This window comes from Pseudomonas marginalis (assembly GCF_001645105.1).
GTDB classification, from domain to species: Bacteria; Pseudomonadota; Gammaproteobacteria; order Pseudomonadales; family Pseudomonadaceae; genus Aquipseudomonas; species Aquipseudomonas petroselini.
This window is the reverse complement of sequence record NZ_LKEG01000036.1, coordinates 295,741-313,190: the sequence shown is the minus strand read 5'-3', so window position 1 is coordinate 313,190 and position 17,450 is coordinate 295,741. Positions and strand designations below refer to the sequence as shown.

The 17,450-nt window shown below is 58.6% G+C and carries 16 protein-coding genes; 6 read left to right on the top strand and 10 right to left on the bottom strand.

What is annotated here, in order from left to right:
- Window positions 1-134: 134 nt before the first annotated feature.
- The 7 genes from AO064_RS13030 to AO064_RS13000 form a co-directional block, all read right to left on the bottom strand.
- Window positions 135-608: a hypothetical protein gene (locus tag AO064_RS13030; RefSeq protein WP_064053578.1), complete on the bottom strand. Its 474-nt coding sequence runs from the start codon at window positions 606-608 to the stop codon at window positions 135-137.
- Between the two features lie 323 nt (window positions 609-931).
- Window positions 932-1,507: a TetR/AcrR family transcriptional regulator gene (locus AO064_RS13025; protein ID WP_064053577.1), complete on the bottom strand. Its 576-nt coding sequence runs from the start codon at window positions 1,505-1,507 to the stop codon at window positions 932-934.
- Complete coding sequence (locus AO064_RS13020; RefSeq protein WP_064053576.1) at window positions 1,494-2,333, bottom strand: 3-hydroxyacyl-CoA dehydrogenase NAD-binding domain-containing protein; 840 nt, start codon at window positions 2,331-2,333, stop codon at window positions 1,494-1,496. The genes AO064_RS13025 and AO064_RS13020 overlap by 14 nt, the downstream gene beginning before the upstream one ends.
- Window positions 2,334-2,335: 2 nt before the next feature.
- The gene (locus AO064_RS13015; protein WP_064053575.1) at window positions 2,336-4,738 is read right to left on the bottom strand and encodes an efflux RND transporter permease subunit; all 2,403 of its coding nucleotides are present in this window, start codon (window positions 4,736-4,738) and stop codon (window positions 2,336-2,338) included.
- The gene (locus AO064_RS13010) at window positions 4,735-5,781 is read right to left on the bottom strand and encodes a WD40/YVTN/BNR-like repeat-containing protein (RefSeq protein WP_064053574.1); all 1,047 of its coding nucleotides are present in this window, start codon (window positions 5,779-5,781) and stop codon (window positions 4,735-4,737) included. Before AO064_RS13010 ends, AO064_RS13015 begins: the two co-directional genes overlap by 4 nt.
- A gap of 69 nt (window positions 5,782-5,850) precedes the next feature.
- The gene (locus tag AO064_RS13005) at window positions 5,851-7,203 is read right to left on the bottom strand and encodes a DUF1329 domain-containing protein (protein WP_064053573.1); all 1,353 of its coding nucleotides are present in this window, start codon (window positions 7,201-7,203) and stop codon (window positions 5,851-5,853) included.
- Window positions 7,204-7,227: 24 nt separating this feature from the next.
- Window positions 7,228-8,880, bottom strand: coding sequence for a DUF1302 domain-containing protein (locus tag AO064_RS13000; RefSeq protein WP_064053572.1), 1,653 nt, complete (start codon window positions 8,878-8,880; stop codon window positions 7,228-7,230).
- Window positions 8,881-9,106: 226 nt separating this feature from the next.
- Here AO064_RS13000 and AO064_RS12995 point away from each other — a divergent pair, with 226 nt between their 5' ends.
- The gene (locus AO064_RS12995) at window positions 9,107-9,793 is read left to right on the top strand and encodes a GntR family transcriptional regulator (protein WP_064053571.1); all 687 of its coding nucleotides are present in this window, start codon (window positions 9,107-9,109) and stop codon (window positions 9,791-9,793) included.
- 44 nt (window positions 9,794-9,837) lie between these two features.
- Here AO064_RS12995 and AO064_RS12990 read toward each other — a convergent pair whose 3' ends face one another.
- From AO064_RS12990 to AO064_RS12980, 3 genes are all read right to left on the bottom strand, one after another.
- Window positions 9,838-11,412: a bifunctional 3-(3-hydroxy-phenyl)propionate/3-hydroxycinnamic acid hydroxylase gene (locus AO064_RS12990; RefSeq protein WP_064053570.1), complete on the bottom strand. Its 1,575-nt coding sequence runs from the start codon at window positions 11,410-11,412 to the stop codon at window positions 9,838-9,840.
- Window positions 11,413-11,502: 90 nt separating this feature from the next.
- Window positions 11,503-12,063 (bottom strand): VOC family protein, encoded by a 561-nt coding sequence (locus AO064_RS12985; protein ID WP_064053569.1) that lies wholly within the window; start codon window positions 12,061-12,063, stop codon window positions 11,503-11,505.
- A gap of 40 nt (window positions 12,064-12,103) precedes the next feature.
- On the bottom strand, window positions 12,104-12,955 hold the full coding sequence (locus AO064_RS12980; protein WP_064053568.1) for a fumarylacetoacetate hydrolase family protein: 852 nt from the start codon (window positions 12,953-12,955) through the stop codon (window positions 12,104-12,106).
- A 125-nt stretch (window positions 12,956-13,080) separates the two neighbouring features.
- Between AO064_RS12980 and AO064_RS12975 the strand changes: the two genes are divergently transcribed.
- The 5 genes from AO064_RS12975 (at window position 13,081) to AO064_RS12955 (ending at window position 17,412) form a co-directional block, all read left to right on the top strand.
- Entirely contained in the window at window positions 13,081-13,662 is a 582-nt protein-coding gene (locus AO064_RS12975; RefSeq protein WP_064053567.1) for an amino acid synthesis family protein, read from the top strand.
- 69 nt (window positions 13,663-13,731) lie between these two features.
- The gene (locus AO064_RS12970; protein WP_064053566.1) at window positions 13,732-14,847 is read left to right on the top strand and encodes an alcohol dehydrogenase catalytic domain-containing protein; all 1,116 of its coding nucleotides are present in this window, start codon (window positions 13,732-13,734) and stop codon (window positions 14,845-14,847) included.
- 59 nt (window positions 14,848-14,906) lie between these two features.
- Window positions 14,907-15,467 (top strand): cupin domain-containing protein, encoded by a 561-nt coding sequence (locus AO064_RS12965; RefSeq protein WP_064053565.1) that lies wholly within the window; start codon window positions 14,907-14,909, stop codon window positions 15,465-15,467.
- Window positions 15,464-16,021, top strand: a complete 558-nt coding sequence (locus AO064_RS12960) for an NADPH-dependent FMN reductase (protein ID WP_064053564.1) — start codon at window positions 15,464-15,466, stop codon at window positions 16,019-16,021. The genes AO064_RS12965 and AO064_RS12960 overlap by 4 nt, the downstream gene beginning before the upstream one ends.
- 248 nt (window positions 16,022-16,269) lie before the next feature.
- A complete protein-coding gene (locus tag AO064_RS12955; protein WP_064053563.1) occupies window positions 16,270-17,412 on the top strand; it encodes a pectate lyase family protein in 1,143 nt (380 codons plus the stop codon).
- The last annotated feature ends 38 nt before the right edge of the window (window positions 17,413-17,450 follow it).

The window sequence follows — 17,450 nt, the reverse complement described above, 5'->3', positions numbered from 1 at the left end:
GTGCCCCTACCCTGCGCTGGATTTCAAAACTGACTCAGGCCCCTTTGTTCGCGTCCATGTCACGCTCCAGCGTGGTAGCGATCAAGCCGAAACTCCCATCGTACAAAACCGGGATTAGAAAACACCCATAAAAACTACTCTCTGACCTGAGAAAAAGTAACCACTGGACCATATTCCTGATCAGACACTATCGCTTGCACACTAAATTTCTTTTCTGGAAATTTACTCAGCAACACCATCCTCCATGACTGGGCAACAATCCTGCACAGCTGTTCATAAACAGCTTCATCCACTCTGTCACTGCAGCCTCCAAAAACATCATACAGATGCATATGATTCAAAACCTTCTCAACCGCCACTACATCACTATTGCAAGTCTCCATCCAGCTGGAGAACGCTTCAACAGTAAACCTGCTTTCCAGAAACACCCCCGATTCGTGAACAACAAAATCGGGGAATAACACCTTACAAAACATCAAGGCATCTTCAGGGTGTACAACATCACTTATATAAAAAAACTCATCCAGCTCGGACTGATCCTCCCATTGGGTTTTCCAACGCTCGTATTTTGGAGAACTGACAAGATCTGTCGACTTAATTATCTTCATGGAATTTATTCTTCACTAATGTTCCGTGGAGGTCTTTTGCTCGACGGAAATTGTCCTGTGATCAATCGATCCGACAACGTGTTGCGGCCCTAGTCGATAGCATGAGGCGTGGGAATTCCTGCCTGTGCATCACCCGTCACATCGCCCCCTTGGAGAATCATACCTTTATCATCATAAACGGCATAAGTTGTTATATTCACTCTGTTATCAGAACGATTCAGTGGATTACTACTTTCTGGAACATATAAAACTGCCCAGCAGTCGCTATTGGCGTCGGCGCTTGAGTGCTCGCCTCGCGCGCAGCCCTGACATGAGCGCCTCCACTAGCTGGCCGGCAGCCCCAGCAGCCGCTCAATGGCTCCGACTAATGCCACTTCCATCAGCCTGGCAGTGTCCCCGTCTTCCCACCGTTGCGTGCTAAACCATGCATGCACGATGCCCAGCAGGGACGCGATGACGCAACCGAAGGTGAGCGCCCGACTAGGCTGACGTGGGCAATCCAACAAGGCCAACAAACGCGATTCGTATTGGCCGCGCAACGCCTCGATGCCCTGCTGCTGCTCCTCGCTCAAGCACCCGCTGTCGCGCAGGGCTATGCGAAAGTGCATGGGCAGCTGCTGACGCAATTTGACGTGAGCGCGGATGACGGCGCCCACGCTGTCGCCGCACCGGCCATCCACCCGCGCCAATGTTGCCAGCAGTTCCTCGTAGAACTCCTCCAGAATATCCAGCAAAAGGTGTCGTTTGCTCGGGTAGTGGTAATACAGCGATCCCGGCGCCAACCCCATGCACGTTGCCAACTCGCGCATACCCACCTGGGCAAACCCCTTGCGGGCGAACAGTTCTACGGCCTTGTCACGGTGGCTGGCCAAGCGCTCACCGTGCTCAACCGTAGTCATAAAAGCCACGCCCGGTTTTACGGCCCAAGTCCCCCGCCGCAACCAACTCCCTGAGCATGCTCGCCGGTCGATACTTGCTGTCGCTGAAACCGGCGTAGAGCGACTCGAGAATCGCCAGCACCGTGTCCAGGCCAATCAGGTCGGCCAATGCCAGAGGTCCCAGGGGCTGGTTGCAGCCCAGGACCATGGCACTGTCGATGTCTTTCGCACTGGCGATGCCTTCCTGATAGACCAACACCGCCTCATTGATCATCGGTACCAGGATGCGGTTGACCACAAACCCTGGCCGGTTGGCGCTGGTGATTGCGACTTTGTCCAGCCGCGCAACCAGCGCCAATACCTGCGTGTAGGTATGATCAGATGTGCGCAAACCACGCACCACCTCAATCAACTGCATCACCGGCACCGGATTGAAAAAGTGCACGCCGACAAACCGCTCCGGGTGTGACAGTTTCGCCGCCAACTGGGTGATCGACAGCGACGACGTGTTCGTCGCAATCACACACTGCGGGCTCACGTGCTGCACCACGCGCTTGAGCACGTCGTGCTTGAGCGACAAATGCTCCGTAGCGGCCTCAATCACAATATCTGCATCCTGCAGGCACCCGTAGTCGGTGCTCAGCTCTATTCGGGCGAGCACCGCGAGCTTATGGGCAGGCTCCATTGCCCGCCGTCCAAGGTTCTTGTCGATGGTCGCTACGGCCTTGTCGAGCATTTCCCTGGAGATATCGAGCAACCTGACCGTTAAACCAGCACTTGCACACACCTGAGCGATCCCGTTGCCCATGGTGCCGGCCCCCACCACTCCAACCGTTGCAAGACTCATCTTCAATTCAACTCCGATTGCGGGGTGGGTTTAAGCAAAAAGTGCGCGAGCGCGGGCACCAGAATCAGGGCCCCGACCATATTCCAAATAAACATAAACCCGAGCAGGATGCCCATGTCCGCCTGAAACTTGATCGGCGACAGCACCCAGGTCAGCACCGCTACACCGAGCGTGATCCCGGTCATCACCACAACTTTGCCGGTAGACAGCAGCGCCAGGTAGTACGCGTTGGATAAATTCGCGCCCTGGCGCAGGTTGGTCAGGGTCACGCTGAGGATATACAGCGCGTAGTCCACGCCGATCCCCACGCCCAAGGCGATCACCGGCAGCGTCGCCACCTTGACCCCGATGTTCAGGCCCACCATCAAGGCTTCGCACAGAATCGAGGTCAGCATCAGCGGCAACACCGTGCACACCACCGCACGCCACGACCTGAATGTGATGAAGCACAGCACGATGACGGCGGCGTAGACCATGAACAGCATCTGCACGTTGGAGCGCTTGACGACGATATTCGTAGCCGCTTCGATACCGGCATTGCCCGCCGCATTCAGGAACTGGATCTGATCCGTGTTGTGAGTCGCCGCGAAGTGTTCGACGGCCTGCACCACACTCGTCAAGGTGTCGGCCTTGTGATCGGTAAGGTAGACATACACCGTCAACAAGTCGCAGTTCTGGTTGAACAGCTCGCGGGGCGCGCGGGTGATGATGGCGTTCAACAGGCCCTGGTTACGCGGGATCTCGTACCAGGTCATGCTGCCTTCGTTCATGCCGGCGGCCGCCTGTTTACTCAGCGCCGCGAGCGAAGTCGTGGAGACCACTCCAGGCAACTGCTGCAACGTCGCTTCCAGTGCATCCACGGCGACCAACGTCTCGTATTTGGCACAGAAGTATTGCGGTGTCTTCACCATCACCACGTACTTGTCGCTGCTGGCGGAAAAGTTGCTGACCATAAAGCGGTTGTCGTTGTTATAGCGCGAATCGGCGCGCAACTCCGGCGCGCCAGGGTTGAGGTCGCCGATCTTCACCTGCAGGCTGACAGCAAAGCCGGCAGCGCCCAGCAGCAGCGCCACGATAATTGCGCCACGTGCCCATTTGCGCTCGGTAAAACGGTCGAGAAAGGCCCAGAAAGCATGCCGACCGTGGTGGCTGTCCAACTGTGCGAACTTGTCATTCGCCGCCTCACGCAGCGCAGCAGCCTTGCTGACCCCGGTGTACGACAACAGGATCGGCAACAGGATCAGGTTGGTGAAAATCAACGTCAGTACACCAAGGGTCGCGGCAATGGCCAGGTCCTGGATCACCGGGATCTTGATGATCATCAGCACGGCAAAACCCACAGCGTCGGCTACCAACGCCATCAGCCCGGTGAGGAACAGTCGGCGAAAGGTCAGGCGTGCGGCCACCTGCTTGTCGGCGCCGCGACCGATATCCTGCATGATCCCGTTCATCTTCTGCGCGCCATGGCTGAGCCCGATGGCAAACACCAGAAATGGCACGAGGATCGAGTAGGGATCGAGGTCAAAGCCCAATGTTGGCAAGAGGCCCAACAACCACACTACGGCAATGATCGAGCACAGCAGCACCAGCAACGTGCTGCGCACACAGCGGGTGTACCAGAACAATACGATGCCGCAAATCACCAGGGTCGCGGCGAAGAACAGCTGCATCTGACGCATGCCGTCCAGCAGGTCGCCCACCACCTTGGCGAACCCGGTGATATGGATTTTCACGGCGTTGCTTTCATACTTTGCGCGAATCTGTTCGAGCTGAGCGGACAGCGCGTTGTAATCCAACGGTTTGCCGTCATCGCTGGTGATGTCCTGCAATGGCAGCAGCACGATGCTCGACTTGAAGTTGGACGCGACCAGCTTGCCCACCTCACCGGACCGCTCCACGTTCTGCCGCACCTGTTCCAGGCTGGCAGCGGAGCCATCGTAGTTGTCCGGCACAACCGGGCCGCCGTCGAAGCCCTCTTCGGTGACGCCGATCCAGCGGGTCGCGGGGGTCCACAAAGACTTCATGTAGGAGCGATCAACACCTGGCAGCAGGAAAACCTCGTCGTTGATCTTCTTCAAGGTCTCCATATAGGCTGCATCAAAAATGCTGCCCTGAGTCGCCTCCACGGCAATACGCAAGGTGTTGCCGCCCTCCCCCAGCTGGCTACGGTTTTTCAGATAGTTCTGCACGTAGGGATGATCGGTGGGGATCATTTTCTCGAACGCGGCATTGAGCTTCAGGCTCAGCGCCTGATAACCCAACACCAGGCTGAGCAACACGCACAGGCCTAAAATAATGCTGCGGTGGTTGAACAAAACACGTTCCACCAGCGTGCCGGAAGCGGGATCAAACGCACTGGAATTCAAACTGACCTCGGGCTCTGCAGGGCGGGTAAAACTGTTCATTGCGCGTGCTCCGACAATTCGGACGAGAGCATGCCGCGTGCGCTGCTGATCACCAGGTTGCCGGCAGCGGTTTGCGCCATGCCCGTGAAGTAACTCGATTGCGGCACCTCAATGGCGACGGCCTTGTTCGTTTCGCCGGTAAAGCGCAATACGCGCCCCGATTCGTCAGCCAGCAGCACCGAACCATCGGCGAGGCTGAGGCCGCTGGTCAGCGTGATCGGCTGCAAGGTGTCGAGGCGCTGCCAGCTGTCACCCGCATCGCGCGACTCGAAAGCTTTGCCGCGCAAGCCGAACATCATGAGCACGCCGCTTTGCGTGGCCTGGAGGCCGAATGTGGTGCCCTCATACGGCGAGGCCAATGCCTCGAACGTCTGGCCCTGGTTGCGCGAGCGCAACAGCGTGCCCTGCTCTCCCGCAATGAACAGGTCTGCACCAGAGCGCGCCATGGCGTAGAGGTGCAGGCCCGAGGGGTTGTCGAGTGCAGCGCGTAACGACTGCCAGCTTTGCCCGCCGTCGTGGGTCACGAAGGCCAGGCCATAGGCGCCGACGATCCAACCGGTATTAGCATCCACGAACAGCAGGTCCAGAAACGGTTTGTCCGGGCCTTCGTCGACCAATTGTTGAGCTTGGGTGATGCGCTCTGTATCGCCGCTGCGCGTGGCGTCTTGCAGTTCGATTGCTGCCGCCTGGATGCCGTCCAGCTGTCGCGTCCAGTTCAGCCCGCCGTCGCGCGTATGCAACACCACACCGGCGTGCCCGACCGCCCAACCTTCGACGTCATCGATGAAGCGCACTTTGACCAGCGTCACGCTGACCGGCGAATTAAGTTGCTGCCAGGACTTGCCTTCGTCGTTGGAGGCAATGATGAAGCCCCGCTCGCCAACCGCGACCAAGCGCTTACCGGCGCGCGCCACGCTAAGCATGACGGATTGGGCGGCAAGGGCACTGGCGATCGCCGGCTGCACCGGCATTTGCTCCGCCGCGCACGCCACGGCGCTCATCAGCAGCGTCACGAGCAATGCTTTGAGTGTGTGTATACGCATTTTCGAGCCTCGATGATGCGGTTCCGGGGTTGCCCCCGGAACACAGTGTTGAACACGCAGGTGCGAGGCTTAGCGCACAGACCCGGAAGCCACCGAGTTGCCGGTGAAGAAATTCTCCGGCTTACGCGGGATCACGCTGTAGGTTTCACCGTTCAGGCTCTGCACAACGCTGTAGGTCTTGGCTTGCAGGTTGTAGATCACCACCGGCTTGACCACCACCGCAGGAATCGATGGCACTACAAACGGCAGCACCTGGGACACGCGCCACAGCTTGCCTTCAGCGTCATAGCCATCCACCAGGGAAACCGTCCAGCTGTCTTCGTCGATAAAGAATCTGCGCTTGGGCACCGCGTGGCGCTTGCCCGGCGCAACCGTGGCTTCCAGCTCCCAGACGCGGTGCAGTTCCCAGCGCACTTTGTCGGCATTCAAGTGGTTGGCGACGAAGGCATCGTCGCGTTTTTCGGCATTGAACTTGTTGTCGTTATAGGGGATGTACAGCTCTTTCTTGCCCACCAGTTTCCACTCATAACGGTCCGGATGGCCGATGAAACCGTGGACCTCGTCAAAGTAGTTGGCGCCCGAGGCGACAAAGTCCGGCGTGTCATACCCCACCGTAGGCGCACGCCTTACGCGGCGTTGGCCCACCAGGTATTGCCAGGCTTCACGCGGCTCCGCGGGGTTGACGCTGTCGTGGGTCACCAGCGATTCGCCGGCCTTGAACGGTGGCTCGTTGGTCAAGAAGCGCAGTAAGGCGTACTGGCCGTTCCAGGCCTGTGCGTTGCCCTCCTTGTAGTAGTAGGGATACTGCCAGTTCTCGACGCCACGGCTGGCCAGGGTCTGGGTGCCGTCGGCGTTGCCGATGATGTTGGCATAGCCCATCTGGATGGACTCGGCTTCGACCCGCAAGAGGAAATTCCAGATCACTTCGTTGCCGGTTTTCGGGATCGGGAATGGAATGCCGCCGTAGCAGCCCTCCACCGACAGGCCGTTGCTGGTGGTCTTGCACTGTGTGGCATTGGCAAAGGTGTTTTGATAAACGCTTTCGGGCGCGGCGGCAGTGCGATGTGTCGGATACACGTCCAAGTGATAGGTGTCAGGGTATTTGGCCAACAGTGCCTTGGTGCCTTCGCTTAATTTGTCCGCGTATTGCGCAGCGTTCTTCGCGGTGATTTTCAGCACAGGCTTCTCACCGGGGAACGGGTCGGCGGGCACGTCGCCGAATTTGGCGCCGGCCACCTCCTTGGTCAGCCCACCGGTCCACGCGGGAATGCTGCCATCGGCATTGCCGGCTTTCTCCGCGCCCATGGGCGTGAGCGTGGTCTTGAGTTTGGCCGCTTCGTCAGGACTGACCGCCGCAAAGGCGGAGCCGGCGCAAATCGCCAACGACAAGGTCGAGAGCAGCAGCAATTTATTTTTTGTCATTATCAGTGTCCGCCTGTTCTTTGCTTAAAAGGTTCGCTGGATCGAGAACGCCACGAAGTCCCGGTCTTTCATGTTTTGCTGGTAGGTGAATGAGTTGGCCGAGTTGATCACCGGCCCGGCCTCGCCGAAAAAGTTGGTGTAGCTCAATGACGCGTACCACTGCTTCTTGTAATCCGCCTTGAGGCCCAGGGTCAGGTCACCGCCATGCTCGGGGCCGAACGCCTGGGGCGTGACCGAAGAACGGCCGGATGGGTTGTAGCCAACCGTGATGGGCATTTGCACATCGATGCCGGGGAAAACCTGGAAGTACTGCGGCTCGAAGGTGAAGCGCAGCGCGAAGGCGTCGCGCGTGGTGTTGGGGTCCAGTTGGTCAGCGTTTTTGGTTACGCTCAGGCGACGGTTGAATGCCAGCTCGCCGACGAGTGACGCGCCATCCCACAACGCTGATCCACCGTAGACGTTGACCATCGACACCTGAGCATGCCACGACCGGCCAATGGGGTAAGCCGGATTGGAATCGTTGTCGGAATCCATGCCAGTGATGATGGTGCCGCCGACACCGGCCAATGGCGTGTCGAGCCTGATCGAGGTCTCACCGGCGATATTGGCTTCGCCCACCAGGGTGCTGAAGCTGGCGCCGAAGACCTTGATGTCCTCGGGGTAAACGTTGATGAACGTGTCATTGGCACCCGGCACCAACGCAGCCGGGCGGAAGTAAAACACTGGCGTCTTTTCGTGGTATTTGGCCGCGTACAGGCCGAACTCCCAGTCCTCGATGGCAAACTTGAGTTGGGCGCCGAACTGTCCGGAATTGCGTGCGTCCTTGTCCTTGCCGTGCAGCAACGCGCCAGTCGGAAAGAACACCCGCTCCCCGCCTTCACCCACAAAATCCGCGCCACTGAAATAGCTGCCCGCCGCCGGGAGGCGGGTCTTGTTCCATTCGAACTGATAGTAGGCACCGACGCTGACGGTATCGGTGAGTTGCCAGTTGCCCGACACCTGCTTGGTGGGCATCAGAATCTCTTTGAACTGCGAACCGGGGACCGATTGCAGCTTGACCAGGTCGACCGTGGATTGTGCATTCGCAATGCCGTTGGCGCCGAAGAACAGGCTCTCACCGTAGATCTGGGTGAACTGCCCAAGGCGCCCGGATAACGTGGTGTTGCCCACTTCCCGGGAACCGTAGACAAAGGCGTCTAGGACTTCCGTACGTTTTTCGTGAATGCGCCGGGTGTCGCTGGTGAACTGGTCGTGGTCGACGCTCACCGAGTTGGCGGTGCCGGGCGAGTCGTTATCGTTGTCGTGGCTGTAGACGTTGTCGTACCAGGATGCCGCACTGAGCCTGGCGCCGACGTCTTTGTACTTGATGTCGAATTCAGAGAGCAGGTCGAGGCGATTGGAGATCAACCCACGGTCAAAATTGCGGTCGCCATCGTCCAGGTTGATGTTGCCGTTGGAGGTACCCGGACCCGCCGCCACTTTTGAGTCCAGCTTGTTCACGCGCCAAGCGTTACTGTACTTGACGGTGTTGTCCCAGGTGGCGGTGAGGTCAGGGTTGCCGGTATCGATTGCAAAGGCGTGCACCGTGCTTGAAAGGCTTAGCAGCAGGGTTGCGCTGACGGCGCAGGCGAGGCCGGAGACCGGCAACGGGCAGGGCCGCAGGTTGGCTGTTTTCATCGTGATGTTCCTGTTTTTGTTGTTTTTGTTAACGGGCATCCACTCGCGGCGCCCTCGCACCGCATGTGCGCAATGTTATTTTTAATGCACCAAATAACACTTTGTGCACAAAAACTATTCCTGTAAAAATTCAATGTCAAGCACATTCCGGATTTGCAATGAGGCTTTGCACTAAATCTGTTTTTGCGCATAAACTGCGTTTAGTGCAAATTTCAGGACACCCACCATGACCCCCTCCGCCAACAGTCCGCTGATCGAAGTCGCGCTGACGAAGATGAAAAAGGCGATTGTTTGTTGTGAACTGGCCCCCGGCGAAAAGCTCAAGGTGGCCGAACTGTCAAAGACCTACGGGTTGAGCAGCTCCCCTATCCGCGAAGCGCTCAACCGCCTGGCCCAGGACGGCGTCGTCGAGTCCAGCGATAACAAGGGCTTTCGGGTGGCGCCGATTTCCACCGCAGACTTTCGCGATATCACGCGCATGCGCTGCCTGCTTGAGTGCGAAGCGCTGAGCGATGCGATTGAATACGGCGATGACCACTGGGAAGCCGAAGTACTCGGCGCGTTTCACCGGTTGAACCTGATGGAGAAAAAACTCGGCAGCGGTGTGCTGGTGCTTGACGATGAATGGTCGACCCGGCACAAGGCGTTCCACTTTTCACTGTTTGGTGCGTGCCCGTCGCCGCTGTTGCTGAAGATGATCGACTCGCTGTTCGACCGTGCCGAGCGTTACCGGCGCTTTTCTGCCAAGCAACGTATCCGCCAGCGTCACAAAGGCAATGAGCACCAGGAACTGATGGATGCAGCCCTGGCACGCGATACCGATAGAGCGGTGACGCTGCTGCGCAATCACATCCAGGACACGCTGGAGCGCACAATCGAGGCGATTGAACGCCAGCAGGCCACGTTGCAATAACAAGGTAGGAGCGAGCTTGCTGTGGCGAGCTCGCTCCTACAGGTTCAAGCGGCGTCCGGTCGCTTGCCACTCAAGGCCAATTCCATGCCCTCCAGCAGCTCCATGGCCCAGGCCACGGTCACTGCACCGCCATACACATAATGGTCCGGACGCACGATCACCACGTTGCAGCCACGCAGCTCCAGCCATTGCGCCAATAGACCATCGACCTCTTCGTAGTCATCCACCGTACGCGCACCAGGCTGCTGCGAAGTGACCAACCGCACCACTTCAATCGGCAAGCCATCGAGTGACTGGCTGCTGCGCAGACACCGCAGCAACGCACTGGCGTCGAACCCTGGCGCGATGATCACGCGAAAGGATTGCCCGGTGAACTCATCCAGCAACCCCTGCTTACCTTCATGATTGATTACCCGCGGCTGAGGAAACAGCTCGCCGGCCGGCGCCACATTTGCGATAAACCCATGCTTCAAGCCTGGGATCAGCGATTGACGAATGATGCCTTCCGGTTGCTCGGTCATCTGCCGGATCAAGTGCGCATCGCGCAATGCCGCGCGCTCACTGTCGCGTTCGCAAATCACCCCGCCGAACTCCTTGGCTGCCTGGGTCGTTTGACGCACGTGGGGGATACGCTCAGCCTGATAGGTATCGAGGAACGCCGGCGCCGCCAGGCCTTTCTTGACCAGGGCGAGCTTCCAGACCAGGTTCAACGCATCGCGAATCCCCTGGCACATGCCTTGCGCCAAAAACGGCGGCGTCATGTGCGCGGCATCGCCGAGGAAGAACACACGGTCGGCCTTCCACTGCTCCAGGATCAACGCATGGAAGCGATACGCCGAGGCGCGCCACAGTTGATAGTCAGCCTCCGGTAACCAGCGAGCGATGAGCTGTTTGATTACCTCGGGTTTTGAAATCTCCGAGGGTTGCTCATCCGGATTGATCATGAACTCCCAGCGTCGATGCCGCCCCGGCCCCACCACGAAGGTGCAAGGCCGCGCCAGTTCGCAGAACTGTACGTTGGTCTTGGGCAAATGCTCTCCCGCGCCCTCATTGAGGATCACATCGACCACCAGCCAGGGTTCGTCGAAGGCCAGATCCTCCATGTTCAACCCGAGCCGGGTACGAATCGGGCTAGTGCCGCCGTCGCAAGCCAGGACGTAGTCCGCCGTTACCGTGCGCTCGCTGCCATCCCTGGACTGAATCCGCACCTGGGCCTGGTCAACCGCCAGCACTTCGGCGCCAAGTTCCACGGTCACACTCTTGTGGCCGGCGATTTTACCGCGCAGCGCGTGTTCTACCGGTGGCTGAGAAAATACGTAATTGGGTGCCCAGCCCAAGGCAAACGGCGGCTTGGCTGCGTCAATGCGCTTGATCAGGTGGGAACCGGTGGTGCGATACTCCGAGGGGCGATACGGCATCACATGCGCGGCGATCTCATTGGCCAAGCCGATATTGCCGAAAACGCGCATCACCTCATGGTCGAACCCCATGGCGCGGGGGTTGGTGTAGACCGTTTCGGATTTGTCCACGACGAGGGTCTTGAGCCCCCACATACCGGCCAGGTTCGCGCATACGGCACCTACCGGCCCCATTCCAACAATGATGACATCGTAGTCCATCGTCTACTCCGCTTCTTGTGCTTATCAGGTGCAACGTGGGGCTGATGGGCAGGCACGGGGCCCCCATCAGCCGGGCTTCTCATGACGCGATCAGCCAAGCCGCACGCGTTGCTCTTCGATCTTCGCGCGTATCGAGTTCTTCCACTCGTCACGGGTCTGAAAGCCAGGACGGCGCAGGCACATGGCATGGGTCTGGGCCAGGATCACTTCGGCCGGCAGTTCCAGATCCAGCGGTTCCTTGCAGGGTTGGGCGGTGTAGAACGGCGCATCCACATACATTTCGATGGGGTTGCCCTCGGGGTCCTTGAAGTACAGGGACCAGGCGTTGCCATGGTCGACCTGGGCAATGCCTTGAATGCCGTTGCGCTTGGCAAACTGGTAGTAGGTTTTCAGGTCTTCGAGCGAATCGAGCAAGAAGGACAACTGGTTGATCGGGTTAAATGCCAGGTCGGCAGGCTTGCCGTCGAAGAGCACCACCTGGTGATGCAGCTCAGGATTTTGCGTCATGAAGAACAGTCGGTGGCCGGTCGAGGCAACCCCTTTGTCGCTGACGATGAAACCCAGGACACGGCAGTAAAAATCGACCATGCGGTCGAGGTCTGCGCAGAAAACACCGGTATGAGTGAAGTTGATAGTGGGTAGAGCGGGCATGTGAAACCTCCAGTTTTTATGATTGTGCAGAGGACAACGCTCAGGCTTCGTCGATAACGCCGTTGGACAGGGTGCCGATTTCGGTGATCACAACTTCAAACACATCACCGGGTTTTAGAAAGATCGGTGGGTTGCGTTTGAAGCCGATCCCGCTTGGCGTGCCAGTGGCCAGGATATCGCCCGGGTTCCATGCCAGTGCCTTGGAGACATAGGCGATCAAGTGCGGAATATCGAAGGCCAGCTCTGAAAGACTGCCCTCCTGCAATTGCTCGCCGTTGAGCACCCCGCGCACCACAAGCTTACGGTAATCGGGAATGTCCGCTGCGGGAATCAGCCAGGGGCCCAGCGCACCGGTTTTTCTGAAGGTTTTGCCCATGCCGTATTGATGAGTATGGAACTGCCAGTCACGCACGCTGGCATCGTTGAAGCAGGTGTAGCCGGCGACATGCGCCATCGCATCCGCCGGGTCGATGTGCGATCCACCCTTGCCGATCACAACGGCCAATTCGGCTTCAAAGTCGAATTGCTCCGACACTTGCGGCCGCACCAATGGCTCACCGTGGGGCAACAGTGTTTCGGCGAAGCGTTGGAAAATCACTGGGAATTCACCGACCTTGCGCCCGGCTTCCTCGGCATGCGCCACATAGTTGATGCCCACGCAAATCACCTTGCCTGGGTTGGGGATCACCGCTTCCAGCTCTACGCTGGAGAACGCATAGTCTGCCGGCTGGCTGCCTACGAGCCGCCGCGCTTCGTCCATTAAGGCCGGGTCGCCCAGGAACGTCGCGAGGTCGCCCACCGAGGCAAAGGCCTCGGTCAGCTCAATCACGCCATCCCCCCGCACCGCGCCGAAATGCGCTTTGCCGTCTTTGCGGTAAGAAATCAGCTTCATGTTTCTCTCCTGTTTTTTGTGCACAAAAACTTACTTCTTGCACCATACATTATTAAATGCATAATTCGAAAGGCCAGCTTAAAAAATAATGCGCCGTTTGAGGCGCTCGTATCAGGAGGTTCGGCATGACGCTTGTGAGGGTAAGGAAGATCAAACTGGATGTGGAGGAAGTCCTCCATGAGGGCGGGCCAGTCGCGTCAGCGCCGTTGAGGATAGCGGTGGCCACTGCGGTGGTTGCCAACCCCTACGCCGGCCAATATGTTGAGGACGTGCTGCCGTTCATGCAGGCGCTGAGAAGTTTGGGGGCCGAATTGTCGGAGCGCTTGATCCACGCGCTGGGCGGCGCGGAACATGTGCAGGCGTATGGCAAGGGTGCCATCGTCGGCGAAGACGGCGAGTTGGAACACGGTGCGGTCTGGCATGAAGCCGGAGGCTGGGCGATGCGTGAGGCACTGGGCAACCCGAAAGCGATTGTGCCGGCGGCGAAAACCATTGCGGGCCCGGGCTCGCGGGTAATGATCCCGCTCGGGCACATTCAGGCCGCCTACGTGCGCAGTCATTTCGGTGTGGCGGAAATGACCGTGTGGGATGGTCCGCGTCGCGGCGAGATCGCGTTTGGCCTGGCGATGGCCACGGGCGGACGCATCCATGCGCGGCTGGGCGGCCTTAGCGCCTTCGATGTGAAGGGCGCAGACGGGCTGCGATAACAGCACAACGTAAACATAAGCTCCAAGTGCCTTACCACTACAAAAATAAAATGTGTGTTGGAGAACATCATGACTGCAAACACTATGCGTGCCGCACGCCTGTATGAAGGCGGCAAACCAATGGTTATCGAGCAAGTGCCAACCCCCGGCATCCGCCCTACCGAGGTATTGGTCAAGGTCAAGGCCTGCGGCATCGTGCCGAACCTGCACAACATCCTCACCCATTGGGTCACATGGTTCCCTCACAGCCCCTTACCGAAGCTGCCAGCGATTTTCGGGCTGGACCCTGCCGGTGTTATCGAAGCGGTAGGTGATCAGGTCTACGACTTCAAGGTGGGTGACCGGGTGTACGTCAACCCCGGCCGCCACTGTGGTTCCTGCCGCGCCTGTCGTGCAGGCAATACGATCGCCTGCACGGCCTACACCTTCAACGGCTACTTCGGTTTCACTGCCAAGAGCCCACGGATGTTTGAGGACTACCCCTACGGAGGTCTCTGCGAGTACATCCCCGCGCCGCAATACAGCCTGGTCAAACTGCCCGAGAACCTCAGCTTCGAAACGGCTGCACGCCTCGGGTACCTGGGTACGGCCTATAAGGCTCTGCTGCGGGCCGGTGCCGGTCCTGGCAGTACCGTATTGATCAACGGCATCAGCGGCACACTCGGGCTGGGCGCCGTGGCGCTGGCATTGGCGATGGGCGTGCGCAAAATCCTCGGCACCGCGCGCAACCAGGAGCTGTTCCAGAAGGTTAAAGACCTGGCAGCCCCCGGCAGGATCGAGATTCACACCCTTGGAACAACGCCCACGCAACAATGGGCCAGCGAAGTCACCCGGGGCGAAGGCGTTGATATCGTCATCGACGCCTTGGGCCCTGGCGCCCCCCACGAGAGCTTGATCCAAGCCCTTAAATCCCTTAACAGGGGCGGTCACCTGATCAACATCGGCGCCATTGCGGGTGATGTCCCTATCGACCTGCACTGGATCATGGATAACGACGTCCAACTCAGCGGGTCGGCGTGGTTCACCACCGGGCAGGGCCAAGCCATGGCCGACATGGTGGAGTCCGGCGTGCTGGATCTGTCGTTCTTCGAGCACACCACCTTCAGCCTGGAAAACGTCAACCATGCAATTACTGGCATCGAAAATCGCCATGGCGGGTTCAGCAACTATGTGATCTGCCCTTGAGTGAACGCAGCGAGGAGCGCATCCCCTCGCTGCCCCTTTTTGCGCGCTGAGTAATCTCCATGAAAATAAGAAGACTGGTCACCGGGCACAACGAACAAGGCCACTCCGTTTTTGTGTCTGACGATTTGGCCCCCAGGGCCCAATCCTTCAGCTCCATTCCGGGGCATGGCATGGCGCAAATCTGGTCGACACCCGCCCTCCCGGTACTGCTCGCTCAGGGCAGCGACCCGACCTTGGCGCTTGCTTCGCTGATTCCTGCCCAAGGCGGCACCAGCATTGCCCTGTTTGATTTCCCTCCCGACAGTGTCATGCATAACCTTGTAGACGGCGTAAAGGCCTATGCCGAGTTGAGCGCGGCCCTGCCCGGTTTGATTGAGTGTTTTGAGCCGGACAGCCCAGGTATGCACACCACCGCCACCATCGATTATGGCGTGATCCTGGAAGGTGAAATGTGGCTTGAACTGGATAACGGTGAAAGCCGCCTAGTCAAGGCTGGCGATATCGTGATCCAGAACGGCACGCGACATGCCTGGCACAACAAGAGTGAACACATCGCTCGAGCGCTGTTTGTGATGATCGGCGTCACCCCCTCCGCCCAACACTTGCAAGGATTACCATGACCCACATCGTCCACCGCCTTCTCGGGCTATCAGGCAGCTTGCGCGCGCAGTCCACCAACACTGCGGTGCTCAACACCCTAGCCAGCCGCTTGGGTGACCATGTGCAACTGCAGGTGTTCGCCCTCAACGATCTCCCTTTGTACAACGCTGATCTGGAGGCTGATGCGCTGCCTGATGCCGTGCACGCATTTAAAGAAGCCATACGCCAGGCAGATGGCCTGATTATCTGCTCGCCCGAATACAACTATGGGGTTTCCGGGGTGCTGAAAAACGCCTTGGATTGGGCGTCTCGCCCTGGCTTCAACTCACCGCTGAAAAACAAACCGGTATTGATCATGACGTCCTCACCTGGTGTGCTGGGTGGGGTACGGGCCCAGGCACAATTGCGCGATACGCTGAACGCCACGTTGTCACGGGTGATCAACTGCCAGCAGATTGTGATTCCGGGGGTCAATCAGAAGATCCATGACGGCCGATTTGTGGATGAGCCGACGATCGAGTTCATGTTGGCAGGGGTCGCCGATTTGACGGACGAGATCAACCTTCTGACTTGAGCTGATTCGGCTTGGCGCCCGTCACCGTCGGCAGACGCCCCGCTTGTTGATCAAGAACAAAACGCTCGACTTGCGAATGAATGCACATCAAAGCGCATTCAGTTGTACGACAACAAAACGACACATGATAGTATTTCTCATGCAGCGGACGTTCGATTCGCTGCACCGATGACACGGACGTCCGCTCGAGAAACACGCCACCCCTGTGCGTGTTTAAAACCTCAAGTTAATCAAGGATCTGATTATTCATGACAACACCATCAACCTTCACCGCGTGCAAACTCGCCAGTGCTATTTTCGGCGTACTCGTGCTTGGCAGCTTGCCGGCTCACGCTGCGGACATTTGGCTGGATTCGGCCACGACGGGCTGGGCCACTCAGAATGGCGGCACCAAGGGCGGCTCCAAGGCTGCCGCGGCTAACATCTACACGGTCAAAAACGCTGCCGAGTTGAAAACCGCACTGAGTGCTTCGGTGGGAACCAACGGACGCATCATCAAAATCACTGGCGTGATCGACGTCAGTGAAGGCAAGGCTTATACGACGACTGCGGATATGAAGAAGCGTGGCCGCCTGGATATTCCCGGCAAAACCACCATCGTCGGCACCAGCAGCACCGCCGAAATCCGCGAAGGTTTCTTCTACGCCAAAGAAAACGACGTGATCATTCGCAACCTCACCATCGAGAACCCTTGGGACCCAGAGCCGATCTGGGATGCCAATGATGGCAAGGAAGGTAACTGGAACTCCGAATACGATGGTTTGACCATCGAAGGCGCCAACAATGTGTGGGTTGACCATGTCACCTTCACCGACGGCCGCCGCACCGATGCGCAGAACGGCACCGCTAACGGTCGCCCGAAACAGCACCACGACGGCGCCCTGGACGTGAAAAACGGCGCCAACTACGTGACCATTTCGTATACCGCCTTCAAGTCCCACGAGAAGAACAACCTGATCGGTTCGAGCGACAGCCGCACCACCGATGACGGCAAGCTCAAGGTGACGATCCACAACTCCCTGTTCGAGAACATTTCGGCCCGCGCCCCGCGCGTGCGCTTCGGCCAGGTGCACCTGTACAACAACTACCACGTGGGTAGCACCAGCGATAAGGTCTACCCCTTCTCGTACGCGCATGGCGTCGGCAAGGGCTCGAAAATCTTCTCCGAGAAAAACGCGTTCGAGATCAGCGGCATCAGCGGCTGCGACAAAATCGCCGGCGACTACGGTGGCAGCGTATACCGCGACACCGGCTCGACCCTCAATGGCAGCGCGTTGACCTGCCCCTGGACCCCAAGCATCGGCTGGACCCCGCCTTACAACTACACACCGCTGGCGGCGGACAAAGTCGCTGCAGACGTCAAGGCCAAGGCCGGCGCCGGCAAGCTCTGACTGAACGGTTGTACCCAGTAAAAAGAAGCCCTCGGTGA

What these genes read in the sequence shown, in the direction of transcription:
- AO064_RS13030 (WP_064053578.1), bottom strand. Translation starts at nt 608, where the DNA reads ATGAAGATAATTAAGTCGACAGATCTTGTCAGTTCTCCAAAATACGAG.
- AO064_RS13025 (WP_064053577.1), bottom strand. Translation starts at nt 1,507, where the DNA reads ATGACTACGGTTGAGCACGGTGAGCGCTTGGCCAGCCACCGTGACAAG.
- AO064_RS13020 (WP_064053576.1), bottom strand. Translation starts at nt 2,333, where the DNA reads ATGAGTCTTGCAACGGTTGGAGTGGTGGGGGCCGGCACCATGGGCAAC.
- AO064_RS13015 (WP_064053575.1), bottom strand. Translation starts at nt 4,738, where the DNA reads ATGAACAGTTTTACCCGCCCTGCAGAGCCCGAGGTCAGTTTGAATTCC.
- AO064_RS13010 (WP_064053574.1), bottom strand. Translation starts at nt 5,781, where the DNA reads ATGCGTATACACACACTCAAAGCATTGCTCGTGACGCTGCTGATGAGC.
- AO064_RS13005 (WP_064053573.1), bottom strand. Translation starts at nt 7,203, where the DNA reads ATGACAAAAAATAAATTGCTGCTGCTCTCGACCTTGTCGTTGGCGATT.
- AO064_RS13000 (WP_064053572.1), bottom strand. Translation starts at nt 8,880, where the DNA reads ATGAAAACAGCCAACCTGCGGCCCTGCCCGTTGCCGGTCTCCGGCCTC.
- AO064_RS12995 (WP_064053571.1), top strand. Translation starts at nt 9,107, where the DNA reads ATGACCCCCTCCGCCAACAGTCCGCTGATCGAAGTCGCGCTGACGAAG.
- AO064_RS12990 (WP_064053570.1), bottom strand. Translation starts at nt 11,412, where the DNA reads ATGGACTACGATGTCATCATTGTTGGAATGGGGCCGGTAGGTGCCGTA.
- AO064_RS12985 (WP_064053569.1), bottom strand. Translation starts at nt 12,063, where the DNA reads ATGCCCGCTCTACCCACTATCAACTTCACTCATACCGGTGTTTTCTGC.
- AO064_RS12980 (WP_064053568.1), bottom strand. Translation starts at nt 12,955, where the DNA reads ATGAAGCTGATTTCTTACCGCAAAGACGGCAAAGCGCATTTCGGCGCG.
- AO064_RS12975 (WP_064053567.1), top strand. Translation starts at nt 13,081, where the DNA reads ATGACGCTTGTGAGGGTAAGGAAGATCAAACTGGATGTGGAGGAAGTC.
- AO064_RS12970 (WP_064053566.1), top strand. Translation starts at nt 13,732, where the DNA reads ATGACTGCAAACACTATGCGTGCCGCACGCCTGTATGAAGGCGGCAAA.
- AO064_RS12965 (WP_064053565.1), top strand. Translation starts at nt 14,907, where the DNA reads ATGAAAATAAGAAGACTGGTCACCGGGCACAACGAACAAGGCCACTCC.
- AO064_RS12960 (WP_064053564.1), top strand. Translation starts at nt 15,464, where the DNA reads ATGACCCACATCGTCCACCGCCTTCTCGGGCTATCAGGCAGCTTGCGC.
- AO064_RS12955 (WP_064053563.1), top strand. Translation starts at nt 16,270, where the DNA reads ATGACAACACCATCAACCTTCACCGCGTGCAAACTCGCCAGTGCTATT.